At 54.5% G+C, this 14,514-nt stretch carries 10 protein-coding genes; 6 read left to right on the top strand and 4 right to left on the bottom strand.

Annotated features, from left to right (window positions below):
• Window positions 1-45 precede the first annotated feature (45 nt).
• Window positions 46-1,083, bottom strand: a complete 1,038-nt coding sequence (locus AC1PLA_RS07950; protein ID WP_481105939.1) for a hypothetical protein — start codon at window positions 1,081-1,083, stop codon at window positions 46-48.
• 606 nt (window positions 1,084-1,689) lie between these two features.
• On the opposite strand from AC1PLA_RS07950, the gene AC1PLA_RS07945 reads away from it, so the two are divergent.
• The gene (locus AC1PLA_RS07945; RefSeq protein ID WP_481105938.1) at window positions 1,690-2,943 is read left to right on the top strand and encodes an HAD hydrolase-like protein; all 1,254 of its coding nucleotides are present in this window, start codon (window positions 1,690-1,692) and stop codon (window positions 2,941-2,943) included.
• The gene (locus tag AC1PLA_RS07940) at window positions 2,940-3,929 is read left to right on the top strand and encodes a DNA-processing protein DprA (RefSeq protein ID WP_481105937.1); all 990 of its coding nucleotides are present in this window, start codon (window positions 2,940-2,942) and stop codon (window positions 3,927-3,929) included. Before AC1PLA_RS07945 ends, AC1PLA_RS07940 begins: the two co-directional genes overlap by 4 nt.
• Before the next feature lie 67 nt (window positions 3,930-3,996).
• Here the strand turns inward: AC1PLA_RS07940 and AC1PLA_RS07935 are convergent, their stop codons facing one another.
• From AC1PLA_RS07935 to AC1PLA_RS07925, 3 genes are all read right to left on the bottom strand, one after another.
• Window positions 3,997-4,851: a hypothetical protein gene (locus tag AC1PLA_RS07935; protein ID WP_481105936.1), complete on the bottom strand. Its 855-nt coding sequence runs from the start codon at window positions 4,849-4,851 to the stop codon at window positions 3,997-3,999.
• A gap of 1,018 nt (window positions 4,852-5,869) precedes the next feature.
• Complete coding sequence (locus tag AC1PLA_RS07930; protein WP_481105935.1) at window positions 5,870-6,463, bottom strand: hypothetical protein; 594 nt, start codon at window positions 6,461-6,463, stop codon at window positions 5,870-5,872.
• Between the two features lie 46 nt (window positions 6,464-6,509).
• Window positions 6,510-6,809 (bottom strand): hypothetical protein, encoded by a 300-nt coding sequence (locus tag AC1PLA_RS07925; RefSeq protein WP_481105934.1) that lies wholly within the window; start codon window positions 6,807-6,809, stop codon window positions 6,510-6,512.
• 197 nt (window positions 6,810-7,006) lie between these two features.
• Here AC1PLA_RS07925 and AC1PLA_RS07920 point away from each other — a divergent pair, with 197 nt between their 5' ends.
• The 4 genes from AC1PLA_RS07920 to AC1PLA_RS07905 are packed head-to-tail and all read left to right on the top strand — an operon-like array spanning window position 7,007 to window position 14,448.
• A complete protein-coding gene (locus AC1PLA_RS07920; RefSeq protein ID WP_481105933.1) occupies window positions 7,007-10,207 on the top strand; it encodes a tellurite resistance TerB family protein in 3,201 nt (1,066 codons plus the stop codon).
• A complete protein-coding gene (locus AC1PLA_RS07915; RefSeq protein ID WP_481105932.1) occupies window positions 10,204-11,502 on the top strand; it encodes an ATP-binding protein in 1,299 nt (432 codons plus the stop codon). The genes AC1PLA_RS07920 and AC1PLA_RS07915 overlap by 4 nt, the downstream gene beginning before the upstream one ends.
• Before the next feature lie 3 nt (window positions 11,503-11,505).
• The gene (locus tag AC1PLA_RS07910; RefSeq protein ID WP_481105931.1) at window positions 11,506-13,704 is read left to right on the top strand and encodes a DEAD/DEAH box helicase; all 2,199 of its coding nucleotides are present in this window, start codon (window positions 11,506-11,508) and stop codon (window positions 13,702-13,704) included.
• Window positions 13,705-13,716: 12 nt separating this feature from the next.
• Window positions 13,717-14,448: a hypothetical protein gene (locus AC1PLA_RS07905; protein WP_481105930.1), complete on the top strand. Its 732-nt coding sequence runs from the start codon at window positions 13,717-13,719 to the stop codon at window positions 14,446-14,448.
• Window positions 14,449-14,514: the final 66 nt, after the last annotated feature.

Raw genomic sequence — 14,514 nt, 5'->3', positions numbered from 1 at the left:
ACGGGGGCACGTGGCAACTCACAGCGGCTAGGATCTCTGCGTCACCTACAAGCGATGCGCGGCATTTCCGATCATCTCGCGCAAGCGTTCTCTCATGACGCCATAGAAGGCCTTTTTGAGATCGAAATCCGACGCTTGTTCGACGCCCGAGCGCCCGGGATGGAAGTAGAGATCACAAGCCCAAAAGCCATCATGGAAGCGTCCACTTGGTTCATCAGGCACTTCGTTCAAACCAGCATACCAATGTGGATGGATGACCTGGGCCCGCCAGCCACCGATCTGTGGAACCTTAAAAATTAGGTCCACCCCATGGAGCTGAGCGAGGATTGATGGATCCAAAAACATCTCAACACGTCTCGCGCGTTGATCATACTGATTGGGTCGGTAGACGCGACAACGAAAGCCCGGTAACACCGATGCAAGCACTGCACGAGACAGTGCCGCGTGAGCGTTCTTACGAACTTTGCGATCGTCCTTCTGATCTTCTGGGTCGTAGACGAACAGGCCTCCCTGCCACTCATTGTCTATCAAACGCGCAGTGACGATGTTGCGCCCAAATGCTTGCCCTTTCTCCTGGTGTAGCTCGTTATCTGGGAAGCTCCGATGCTGCCAAGAAGAATCGACCCGAAACTTCTCTCTACGGAAAGCATCGCCGGGCTTCCCGCTGAAAAATTCAGGCAGCACCACGACAGGCGGGCGTGCCCAAACATGTCCATCCAGCCCGCTAAGGGCAGCATGAACCTCATAGGTCGTGTTTGTGTAACGGGGATGCTGACGACTGGGATCAAACGCAATGTTTAAGTCCAGTCGAACACCGGAGGCCAACGCACCCACAGCCTCAGCAGTCGGCCAAGAATTGGTCATTTGCGCTAGTTTCATGACGAAGGTAAGCATATCGAAATTAATCCCTATCCAGTCGGGCTTTTGATCGATGTGAGCAAGCCATGCAGCCTCGCTATTGAAGCCAAAGGCGCGAATCGTGGCTTCGCGAATTCGATGCGGACTGATACTAAAGTGCTCACTACAAGCACGATGAAGCGTTTCGGACAGGCGCAGCACGGCCTGCCGGTCAAAGCTGGTCATAAGATATTCCTCAATTTGGGCACAGCGAGGTATTGCGATGCACCAATGGCGCATGCAGCTGGTCATTTGCAATGGACGGGGCTAGAAAAGCCCTAGCAGCCTCAGCTGCGGAATCTTGATGTCATCTCTGGCTCCTATGTGTTTTGACGGTAGTTCTGGACCTTGACTGCGGTTTCCCCAAGGCCCCCCGTTCAAAACAAGGAGCATCAGATCGTAATGAGCCCGCAGCAACTCGGGGTATGGACCCCTGGCTATTGCCAATGTCGAGAGTTGCACATGCCAAATGGGCCGTCAAGAACCAGAGAGGACTTGCAAGCCGCAATACGCTCACGCTGGTCAAGCGCCTGGCAGTGCATTGGCATGGGAAAACCGAGATGCGTTGTGTAGGCAACTTACGACTGCGGCCCGCATGGCTTCTCTTGGCTGCTTGATCTCTTCATCACGCTCTGCCCCCCGGACCCTCGGAAGTCTTACTAAGGGCCAGAAGCTTTCGTCTGCGATTACCCCCTCCCAGAACCTCCTCACTGCTGTTGTCATGCGCCAGACCTTTGAGATAGTGTCTTCGGGCAAATGGACTTACAGGGGAATAGGATGATCCGGCTTTGTTTGTTTGATCTCGACCAGACGCTGGTCGATACCGAGGACATGAAAGAACTCCGTGAGGCTGGCAAGCATCGTGACGACGCAGCCTATGCGGCCGAGGTCGGTGCTGCTTTCAGGAGCCGTCAGCGAAACATCATTGATGAAGTCACATTACTCAGACTGCGCTCAGAATTTTCCGAATTGAAGCTCGGCATATTTACGAGATCACCCAGGCGCTATGTCGATGTGGTGCTCACCAAGGCCTACTCCCAGACCAACTGGGATGTCGTAATCGCTTACGAAGACGTGCGGCGTTGCAAGCCTAATGGTGAGGGCATTCATAACGCCATGATTGCATTAGACATGAACGACACAAATCAGCTCCCTTATGTTCTCCTCGTGGGTGACGGAGACGTAGACATTAAGGCGGCTTACAACGCGGGGTGCCGCGTGGCATTGTTTAAGAAGGGTTGGCCGCGCAGCTATCAGAAGACTCATTGGCGTAGTCTTTCATTGCTCCCGGACGTGATATTAGGAGATCAGGAAGAACTTCGGACCTGTCTAGAAGATCCCTTGCCCGGGCTGCCCTGCTTGGAACGCTTACTGGACGCCGGAATGCCGGCCACTGCAAAGCCACGTTTTGATGAGATTGGCAAATTCTTTCCGGGTGAGAACGCACGGCATGTCGTGCATGTAGCCGGGCGCTACTTCACCTTCTGCGAAGCCTTGAAGTATCGAAGAGACTGGCATCGCCTATCTCAGGCCATCCAAGACAACAAAGATGCGGTGATCTTTCCCTCGGAATGGATCGAAACAATCCGGAGCTTTATCGCCTTCCACTACCTCATCCTTACTTCTGTATTGCCCTTCAGCGGAACCGGTCCAGAATTGGTCATTACGGTCATCCCTGCCAGGCCTGACCGGTCGCACCGGCTTGCACATCTGTTAGCACAGCTACAGGCGTCGTATGGCACCAACCCCAGACTCAACCATTTGCGATTGACATTCAACCCCAATGTGCTCGGCTACCGGCCGGGGGTGCAGTCTCAAAGCCACGATCATCTAAAGCAGGAGGCGCGCTTCGCCAACGTTCGTGATCACCTCTACGTTGCCAATCCAGCGGAAGTGCAAGGCAAGAGGTTCCTAGTCATCGATGACGTGACAACCACCGGATCAACCCTGTTGTATGCCAAAAAATACCTCACCGACGCAGGTGCTAGTTCCGTAGACTGTTTCAGCCTGGCCCAGACCGTATCAGACCCCTTGAAATATCAATGAGCGAGATCTCACCAACCACCGGCAAATTGCTGGCGCTGTCCATGCTCAAAGGCATCGGGCCTGTCACGCTGCGCAAGATGGCAAGCATGGCAAATTTCGAAACCGCCACACCCGAGAGCATGTCCTACCAGTTCCCGGCAAACGCCGCCACCTTGCGCGACAGCGTGGCCTGGAAGCACGCATTAGACGGAGCAGAGAAGCAGGTCGAACAGGCAGAGCGACATGGCGCTCGAATTCTTTCGCCCCTCGACCCGGACTATCCCACCTTGCTTGCAGCGACGAAAGACGATCCATTTTTGCTGTTTGTGCGCGGCACGCTCGCACCTGAGGCAGCTAAGTCAGTGGCAGTCATTGGCACACGTGAGCCTACTAAGCATGGCGCTCTCATCGCCGAAAGAATTGCTCAATATCTGGCTGAGCAAGGTTGGAGCGTGGTCAGCGGACTAGCTAAGGGCTGTGATGCCATCGCGCACCGGGCGGCGCTCGACCATGACGGGCATACAGTCGCTGTCTTGGCCCATGGCCTGCATACCGTAGCACCCAAGACCAATGCACGGTTGGCAGAGGATATTCTCAACAAGGGCGGGGCCTTGGTCTCCGAATACCGGTTTGGCGTAGAGCCTCGTCCTGAGTTCTTTGTCAAACGAGATCGAACTCAGGCAGGCCTTGCCCAAGGCGTCGTCATGGTTCAATCAGACCTTAAAGGTGGAAGCCTGCACGCTTCACGCGCGGCGCTAGACTATGGTCGTTGGCTGGCCGCGCCCTACCCTACAGAGTTGGATCGGATAAATGGCGAGCCGAAGGTCCAAGCAAACCTTACATTTGCTGATGGGTCGAAACAGGATCGGATGGATCTGCTGCGCTGCCCAGCAACTGCGCTGGATCATCTTATCGTCCTGCGCAGCCGTGAGGATTATAGCAAGATGCTCCTGAGCGATTCGACGGAGAAAATATTGTTAGATCCTATGCAAGGCGGATTGATCTAATCTATCCCTCGCAGGGTAGATGCTACATTTGCTATTTCAGCCAAATTGATGCCGCAGGAAAGTGAGATTAGGCACTTTCGAGCTTTGGCAGCACGTGCTCGTCCCAGAAGCTTGCGCGCGCAATAAGGCATGGAATATAGCCTTCATAGGCTCGGTCAAGGATGGCCTTGAAGCGTGCGTGATAGCCATCCAAGTAATTACACCAGGAAGCTAACTCTTCCGTAGCTTCATCGATCCCTTTCAACGGAATCTCGTCAATTTCTTTGAGCGCCTGCAAGTAGTCAGCGAACTTGCCTGCGGCGACCTCATAGCTGTTGAGTTCCTGCACGACTGGCACATCCTTATAGGTCCTCTCGATCATCGAGTGTGCTCGAACGGACGCCTCAAGCAAGTTCTTATTTAGCAACTGAGCGATAGCTAAGCATCGTTGCGACGTCGCACGAAAATCGCTTTCGTCTTCCCTAACTTCAAGCCCCCCCCCTAGTTGAGTCAGCCAGCGAAACGCATCGCCAAACCTGAAGCGAGCTATCCCAGTCCGATTAGGCAGCAGCTTACTTGTCTGGTCATACACGCAGGAACGCTCAAGCTGCGCAAAAGCGCCCACCACTGAATTCGCCCAGTCCTTGACACGGGAACACGTTTGCCAAGCAGACGTGTATTTACTCTTATAGTCATCGCGAATGACTGCCAGCTGGGCGTCGAGCGAGTGATAGTCGATAGCCGACATGCAGTAGCGCAGTATCGCTGCTTCATCGGAGACATGCGCCAGCGCCACTGGATCGGACAGACCACCTGCCTGCTGATAGCGTGATACTTGATCCACAGTTTGCAGCGCATGCTCGATGGTGCCTCCACCGATCAAATACTCACGGAGGAACAAGTAATCGCTGAACGGAGTGATTTGCGAGAAATTGCTTTGCACGTCAACCTGCCTTGGATGGGTGCCGCGTTTATTTGGAAGCCCGGCGCGGCACGCTGCCGGGCTTCCTACACAGCCTTAATAGTCAGGCTGACACTTTTGGCCTCAGTGCTCAGTCGCGTAGAGACAAACGGACGCCACAAATGCAAAGCAACGTCCAATAAATTGGCGCGGAGAGAAGGACTCGAACCTTCTAGCCTCCCCTTGGTCACGATCGTCAAAGTTAAGCGCATTCGTCCTTCAACTTGGGTTGTAGCTCTTCCCCAACTGGGCTCCGCGAGAGGCACGCCACCAACCAACCAGACCACAGTGCACTTTTGAACCACCCGCGAATGGACAAACCGAGGAGCCATCCATGCGTCTCGCTTCTTACCCTAGCTTGCTGCCCATTCAAGACCACTTCGGCACTCTTACGAGCACCCATGCATCCTTCGTCTACAGCGTGTGGAACAACGTATTCAATGTGTGTGTTTGAAGTCATATTCAGCTCCTTAGTGATGACAGATGCTTTGACCACCAGGGAAGTCTGCAACCCAAACTGGGACTCGAACTGCGCCTCCCTATGCGCCGCGTTTGGCACCAAGAAGGTAGGGGGCTAAGCACCCCTTGATCAAATTATAACCCTAAAAAGACGGCACTAGCAACTTAACTCGCATAAGTTTTGCGCGTTACGCACCGTCCTGCAATATTCATCTTTCTAAAGAAGCTTTTACCGATGATTATTTCAAGAATTTATATACTAGCCGCCTCAGCTTGCAGGCACTAATAAAACAGTCGCTACGTCACGAACTTCAACGAAATGCTTAACAACCCTCAATGCACCGCATCGCCTGTTTTCTTATATTACCAATAAATAAAAAGGCAATGTAATCGCAACCTGCCAATTATGTATCGATAACATGCTAAGAATACAAAATTAGCCACGCACTGAGTCACCGCATTAGCCACGGCTGTTAATTTCCATAAAATCCGTGGCGGATCTAAAAACTAGAATAACAATTAAGACAAATCAGAACAAGCATCAAAATCCACCCAACCTTTTCTTATACATAGCCCAACTAGCCATCAAATGGACCAGTAAAATCAGAGAAGCAACAAAAATTTGCCATTGATTCGCACTAAATTCCGCAAATACCTTTTCCAGAAAGTTTTCAGCATCTCTCAACGCTGCAGCCTCCACATCTTCAAGATGCTGTCGCATATCTAACTGCATCGCCTCATATGCTTTATTTTTCACAAGCTCAATTACTCGCTCCGAACTTTCGCAACGCCCCATGACATTCTTATAACGCCACACTGCCTCGTTGCAATAAAAATTCGCATTCACACTTTTCTTCTCTTTTTCTTTTGAACAAATACTTACCGCATCTATAGCCCGGTCAATTCTCGACCTCTCCATCTTACTGGCATAGACCTTGTTTCGCTGAGCAGACTCCTGATCGACATACCAAATCAAACCGTTAAACGAAAACACTGAAATTATGGCTACTGCTACACCAGCCAGCGCTATAAAAAATAGCCGCCTTGCTGCCGTTAGACGGGAGCGGCTGGCAAATTTTCTTATGGCGCGATACAGCGCCAGAAGATATTTTTCTATCACCTCTAAATTTGGCATGTGAATCAATTCTTTGTCGGAGTGTTCAAAAAATAGAGCGGCCGAACTATTTAATTATCAACCAAATTTCTTCGCGCAACTCTGTAATCTTCTCAGCAAGACCTACGTCATACTCCTTTTCCTCCGGAGCAAACTCATCCTCGGAAATTGAATTCATCTCTACCTCTAAGGACTCAAGCGCATCATCCATGGAAATCAGCTCTCGCCGATGCCTTTCACAGATGTCATTCTTTATTAGAAAATCGAGATCACTGACTCCTCCGCTGATCCTTTCTTTAGCAACTCGCTCTTTGGCTTCAGCGTTCCACTCGTCAAGTAAAGCTCTAACCTCATCAAGATCAATCATCGAAGCTCCTTTGGACCGATTTCGACCTACCCAAGCTTGAGCATATATTTTGCTATGACCTTCGTATACCCATCTTCTAACTGAGCCAAAAGTTCATATCCATCTAGCATGATGTCCGGTTAACATCCCTAAGAGGAGTGCTAGAGGCAGGGGGCCACGTGGCGAGACGCAGAAAGAAACAAGGCTCAGGCCTCACCGTGATCGTGATCGCCTTGGCGATCATCGCGATGGTGCCGAGACAGGTGTGGATTGCCCTCGGCATTACTGTTGTGGTCGCTTTCGGGCTCTACCTCTTCGTGAAGTGGCAGGCCCAAAAGAAGCCGCTTGCCCCCATTGTGCGTGAGCCGACGCTCGCCGAACTTACTGGGTTGAAGTCAACTCCAAGCAAACCTCGCAGCTCTACAGCGCCGGCTCCCGCCAGCGCCAATCGGAAGATCCTGTCTTCCATGCTAGAGGCCGCTCAACCACCGATCGCTCCATCGCCCTCGCAGAGCAACAGGGTTGCCAGCGAGCGCGTTGCGGAACCGACTGCAGCGTTGAGCCAATCAGTCCCCCCTTCTCAGGCGGCGCCTCCACAGAACCCAGCTCTTGCTGCAAAGAACCGCCCTGGGAACTTGAGGACCGCGATGGCACACCTTGCCGAGCACGGTCCGACGACACCAGTAGCACCACCGACTCCTGCCCCTCCCGGGCAGGCGGAAATGTCTCCGATCATTCTGTCAGACACACGTGCCGCACTGGAACCGAGCGCCACAGGAAATTCTCAAGATCGTCCCGTCTCTCAGCAGCCCAACGGCAATTTACTTGAAGCAATGCGCGCTGTGACTGAGCAACCATCAATCAGTCGGCAAGCGAACTCTGCCATTGACGCCGCATCAGACGCTCCGCGCATCATCGTGCCCACCCCGAGCCGCCCACGCCCAACTGCTTCGCCTAGTCCAAGCGATCTAGGAACAACCAAGACACCAGACGCGCAAACCATCGCCTCGGCACCTACGGAAGCCCCGTCATCGCCGCAGCAACTGAACAGCAATCTTCTTGACGCCATGCGTGCAGTCGCTGCTAAAGCGGCCATACCTCGGCAGGCTCAATCTACGGCCGGCGCCGAACTCGAAGACCAACGCGGGATCGTGCCGATTGCAAGCCAACCAACGCCAACTGCTGAAAGAGTTGAGACGATCCCAGCACTGCCACCTGCATTGCCGCCTATTCCTGTTCCGACGAGCGAGACACAGGTGTCATCCATTCCGCCACCGTTGCCTGCGGCCTCCCGCACGGAACCGGCGAACGCCACGGACGAACTTCATCGCACCAGCATCGCCGGCAGTGCACCCGCCAAAGAATTCTTGGTGCCCAAGCCTCCTGCGGGCTGGGAGAAGACGCGTTGGGTGCAGCCGGGCGAGATCATCGAAATTCGTGAGGTAGAAATCTCAGGTGGGCTGTTCTACGCGGGGATCAATCTCGCTACGCCAACAGGCGGAGACGAACCGAGCTTGGTCAATGGCCGCCTTTCTGTTGCAGCAACTGGCGACTATCGCGAGCCAAGTGGCTATTGGGGAAGCTACGCTGACCTATCTGCCACTGAACGCCGCGCTTACATCAATTGGCTGGCTTCTGATCGATCCGATCCCGAATGCAACAGCACATATGTGCTCCGGTTCCTGTATGGCCTCGAAAGGCGGGTTGTGCTCGATGGCGTCAGAGAGCCCGATTCGAAGCAGGACTGGCCGGTCATCAAAGCAACGCTCAGGCAGCTCGATGCCGTTTACGGCAAAGCCGATGGACGAATTCGAAGCTACACCAACAGCTTGCTCGACTGGATGGAACTCGATGACATTGAGGACAAACTTTACACCAAGCCGCTTCCCCGCTTTCAGCGCACCCATGAGCTTCCGTTTTACCTCCGCCTAGCCTTGGGTCAATGCTCCTTGGATCGTGCCCCGGTTCCCGCACCCTTGGCCCTTGCCTGGGCGCGCCTCAGCCCAGAAGTCTCCATGCGCACTCCTACTGTCCGCTGCGCTGAAGAATTCGATCAGCTCTTCGTTGAGCGCTACCGGGAGCTTTTTGACGCGGGGTTGGTCCTGCCCAAGAACCGCACCAAGCTTAAATTTTCGAGGCAGACCTTTTCTCCTGCTTTTTATGGCACCAGCTTCAAGCCCAAGACGTTTGGCGAGACACCCGATGTCACAGCGCTCACCGGGCCCATCAAGAAGCTCAACGAAATCGTCCAGCAATGCACGGATGAACTCGGCCCGCTGAGTCGCCTTATCAACAAGAACCCCGACGCTCGGAATACGCTGGATGGCTTGCTACACCTGCCAACCAGCATTTGGCCTGCCCCGCGCAAAGCAGCGCTCCAATTGCTGGTGGACGAGGTTCAAGGTCGTGCGATCACCCTGCCCCTGAGCGAGCTTGCCGATCGCTTCGGCAATGGTGGAGCATCGCTCAACCGAGAAAAGATCCGAGACCTTGCCAGGACGCTTGAGGCAGCTCACATCGGAATGGAACCCAACGTGCTCGAAGGCGCGCGGGCGCCTGGCGATGCTGATCCTGTGGTCCTCTTCGCGTTGTTGCCCGGCCAAACCCATCAAGCCCAAAGCAGCGCGTATCAAATCGCACTGTTGACCTTGCAACTTGCTTCCACGGTTGCACAAGCCGATGGCGATTTCAGTGCACACGAAATCGAACATCTTGGCCGAGAGATTGATGCATGGAGTCACCTCAGTCCCGCCGACCACAAGCGCCTTCGTGCGCATCTTGTATGGCTGAGCCAAGCACCAATCACTCTGGCCTCGCTCAAGAAAAAGCTTGATCCATTGGATCAACCCACCAAGGAAACAATCGCAGCCTCAATGGCAAGCCTTGCGCAAAGCGACGGTACGGTCTCGCCAGACGAAATGCGCTTCTTGGAGAAGGTTTACAAGACGCTCGGCGTGGAGACCAAGCGTGTCTTTAGTGACGTCCATGCCGTGAGCGCGGGAAGAAGCACCACCAAGGTAGAGCCAGCAAAGCAGTTTCGCCTGGACCCCAAACGTATTGCCGAACTCCAACACGATACCGCCAAGGTCTCTGCCCTCTTGGCTGGCATCTTTACCGAGGATGTGCCTGAGCCCATCATCGAGCCCCAAGCACTGCCGCTCCCCAGTCAAGAAGCTGCTTCTACTCCTGGCCTGTTGGGTTTGGATGAAGCGCATAGCGCACTGCTGCGCCTCATGCTCTCCCGACCCAACTGGACGCGCTCCGAACTGGAAGATGGCGCTTCGGATCTGGAGCTGATGCTCGACGGCGCACTTGAACACATCAATGATGCATCGTTTGATGCTTATGACATCCCATTCTCTGAAGGAGACGATCCGGTGGAGATCAACCCAGAGTTCATCGAGAAAATAGAGCAATGAGCAACCCTATTCGTGCCAAGGATCGTGATGCGGTCATCCAGTCATTGCGTGCAGGTGTCGTGCCTCGTGCGGGTCAGCACCTGATCCAGGTTGGGCGCATTCGCGAAGTCGAAACGTTGGTCAGCGACATTGATCGCTTGGCCGATGGCGGCTCCTCGTTCCGACTGGTCGTTGGCGAATACGGTGCTGGCAAGACCTTCTTCCTCAACCTCGTGCGTGCCATTGCCATGGAGCGCAAGCTTGTTGTGGCGAGTGCGGACCTCAATCCCGATCGGCGTTTGCATGCCTCCGGTGGCCAAGCCCGTTCGCTTTATGCAGAGCTGATGCGCAACTTAGCTACCCGCACAAAGCCGGACGGTGGCGCGCTGCCAGGGGTCGTTGAGAAATTCATCGCGACCGCTAAGACCGAAGCCAAAGCAAAGGATGTTCCCACCGAACAAGTCATCCGCGCCAAGCTTGAGCAGCTGACGGAACTCGTTAACGGCTATGACTTCGCTGATGTCATTGCGGCTTATTGCAAGGGCTTTGAACAAGGCAATGAGCAACTCAAATCCGATGCCATTCGCTGGCTGCGTGGCGAGTTCTCCACCAAGACCGACGCCAAATCTGCGCTGGGTGTGCGCTCGATTGTCGATGATGCCTCGGTCTACGATCAGCTCAAACTGATGGGGCGCTTCGTGCGCTTGGCCGGCTTTAGCGGCCTTCTGGTGTGCCTGGACGAGCTCGTCAATCTCTATAAGCTTGCCAACGCACAGGCACGCAACTCGAACTATGAGCAGATCTTGCGCATGCTCAATGACTCCTTCCAAGGCACGGCAGTTGGCCTTGGCTTCGTGTTGGGTGGCACGCCTGAATTCTTGATGGACACCCGGCGCGGTGTTTACAGCTACCAAGCGCTTCAAAGTCGCTTGGCCCAAAACACCTTTGCCAAGGAAGGTCTGGTCGACTTCTCTGGACCTGTTGTGCGACTTTCGAGCCTCACTGCGGAAGACTTCTATGTGCTTTTGACCAAGATCCGTCATGTCTACGCAGGCGGTGATGCGGATAAGTATCTGCTGCCTGACGAAGCTGTCCAGCAATTCATGGAGCACTGCGCCAATCGGATTGGTGACAGCTTCTTCCGCACGCCCCGCACCACGATTACCGCGTTCATCAATCTTTTAGCGGTCTTGGAGCAAAACCCCGGCACGGCTTGGCAAACTTTGATCGGCGAGGTTGAGGTCAAAGAAGACCATGGCGGCGACGAAGATCTCGCGGTTCAAGGGGATGATGAATTGGCTTCGTTCAAGCTTTAATCCATGAGCCAGTCGAACGCCTTCTCTCTTCTTTCGCCAGGCATCCAGCGCTACTTGTGGGCAGAGCAATGGGAAGCCCTGCGGGATGTCCAGGAAATGGCCATCCCACTGATCCTGCCTGCCGATCAAGATGTGATCGTGGCTGCTAGCACCGCCTCGGGGAAGACGGAAGCGGCCTTCCTGCCAGCGCTGACGTATCTCGAACAGCAAACCCCAGCAGGTTTGATCGTTTACATCAGCCCCTTGAAGGCCTTGATCAATGATCAATTCGGTCGATTGGAGCGACTGTGCGAAGACCTCGACATTCCGGTGTGGCCGTGGCATGGCGACATCAGCAGCACAAGCAAACAACGCTTCTTCAAGAAGCCGCATGGCGTCGTTTTGATCACACCAGAGTCGCTGGAAGCGATGCTGTGCAACCGAGGCACCTCGGTTGCCGGCATCTTCAAGCACCTGGCTTACTTTGTGATCGACGAGCTGCATGCCTTCATCGGCAGCGAGCGCGGCAAACAACTTCAATCCTTGCTACACAGGATCGATACCATCGTTGGTCGTAAAGTGCCTCGCATTGGGCTATCGGCAACATTGGGTGACATGCAGGCTGCGGCGCGCTTTCTGCGTCCAGCGGGCACCGCCGCGATTGTCGACGCCCCTTCCGATGCGTCAGAACTTCTCCTTATCATCAAAGGCTTTGAAGAACCTGTTCCTCAAAAGGGCGAAGCTGATGACAAGAAGGAGAAGCAAGAACTAGCACCATTGGCTGTGGCCGAGCATTTGTTCAAAATCCTTCGCGGTAGCAACAACCTGGTCTTTCCCAATAGCCGCCGTGAGGTCGAGCGCTATACCCACCTGCTCAATGAGCTTTGCGAGAAAGGCGGCGTGTCGCGTGAGTTCTGGCCGCACCATGGCAGTCTTTCCAAAGAAATTCGCTACGACACTGAGGCTGCGCTCAAACAGAAGGATCAGCCAGCAACTGCCGTTTGCACCAACACATTGGAACTCGGCATCGATATCGGCGCGGTCAAGAGCGTTGCCCAGATTGGCACGCCCCCTACCGTTGCCAGTCTTCGTCAACGCATGGGAAGATCCGGAAGACGCAAAGGTGAAGCTGCGATCCTGCGCGGCTATGTGATTGAAGACGCCATCGACTCGCAAGCGGATCTTCGAACACGCCTGAGGCTCGACACCTTCCAGACTTTGGCCGTGGTCATGCTGCTCACCGAAAAATGGTATGAGCCGCCTGTGGTCAAAGGTGCGCATCTTTCCACCTTCATCCAGCAGCTCCTTTCCGCCATTGCGCAGTATGGCGGCCTGACTGCACCTCAGGCATTCCAGTTGCTGTGCGCCCCCAATGCCCCTTTCAATCAAGTGTCTCGTGATGCGTTTGTCGAGCTGCTGCGCCATTTGGGGCAGCAAGACATCTTGATCCAAGATGGATCCGGGCTCTTGTTGCACGGACCTGTCGGCGACCGGATCGTCAACCACTACTCGTTCTATGCAGCGTTCACGGTCGACGAGGAATTCCGGATTGTCGCTGCTGGCAAACCGCTTGGCACCCTGCCCATTTCCCAGATGCTCACGACCGGCCAGCGTATCTTGTTTGGCGGGCGCACCTGGATGGTCGAGCAAATCGACGAAGGCCAGAAGACGATCTACGTGTCTGCCACCAAGAGTGGCGCGCCACCGTTGTTCAGCGGCGGCGGCGGACGCGTGCATACCAAAGTGCGTCAAACCATGCGAGCGATCTATAAGGGAACACTGACGCCGACGTTTGTGGATGCGTGTGCGCAGCGCTTCATCGACGAAGGACGGACCAGCTACCAGCAACACAGCTTGGATGATCAACTCTTTCTGGATAGGGGAAGCGACATCCTGCTTCTCACTTGGCTGGGCGATGCGGCCAACGATGCAATCGCTTGCTTGCTCAATGCCAGGAACTTCAAGGCTCAGGGGAGCCGACTGGGGGTCGAGATCACGCGGGGTCCGAATGCCCATGAGAACATCGAGAGAGCGCTCAAGGCGATCGCCGCTGCACCAACCCCATCCATTGAAGTGCTATTGGCAGGCGCGAAAAATTTGGCTAGCCAAAAGTGGGACAATCTGCTTTCGCCCCACTTGCTTCAAGTGTCCTATGCCAGCTCGAACCTAGACCTTGATGAGGCGATGGGTTGGCTACGCAGCTCCTTCCCATCTCGCAGTTGATCTACGAGAACTATGCGCCATATCGAAATTGTCCGATCGAAGCGTTCCACCCCGTCACCAGAAGACGCGAACAGTGCATCTTCCAAGAGGTCGTGCTCCATCACCCGCTTCGTCGGTAGTCTGGCTGCCGTGACAACACTAGCTGGAATCGTTCTTCACGGCTGCGGGCATGTCGCTTACACAAGCTATCTCAAAGCCTGGGGCGTTCAGGCCGACCTATTTCCACAATCGGCCGACTGGAAGGTCGTTCGCGGCTACTATGCCGTTGTGCTTCAAGGGTTCGGAATGTTCAGTGCTTTTCCGTGGGGTTCAATAGCGATTACTTTTTTTACGTTATGGCTAGCTATCTGGGTTTACCGCCTCCCCGCACAATCGGTTCGCAATGGTCGCCTTCAGGATTTCTATCGGCGTCATCCACGAGTGAAGCTTGGCATCACCTCAGGAGGCATGGCTTTTTCAGGAATTTATCTAGCATTGACGCTGTATTCCGTTGGCCTGCTCGTTTCAACAATTCCAGGCGTAATTGGGGAGCGTTATGGGAAAGAGGAAGCAGTTACTGAGAAGCATCGCCTCCTTGGTCCGGTATCGCGAGGCGATTCAGAACTCTGGGAAAAAGGCCAACGAAAGATCCGAGGCCACATCATCGCCAGCAGCTCTGAGCTGATCGCCATCTACGACACCGACCTCCATCAGGTCCGAACGCTATCCCGTGGCGATTGGGAGATACGAAGAGTGGGTCTCTAGGAGCAGCGGCGTGAGGATTCTGGTGACATCCAGGCGCACCTGACAGCATCTGCTTACCTGCCAGCG

The organism is Xanthomonas sp. NCPPB 1826 (assembly GCF_056725285.1).
This window is presented reverse-complemented; position numbering and strand designations above follow the sequence as displayed.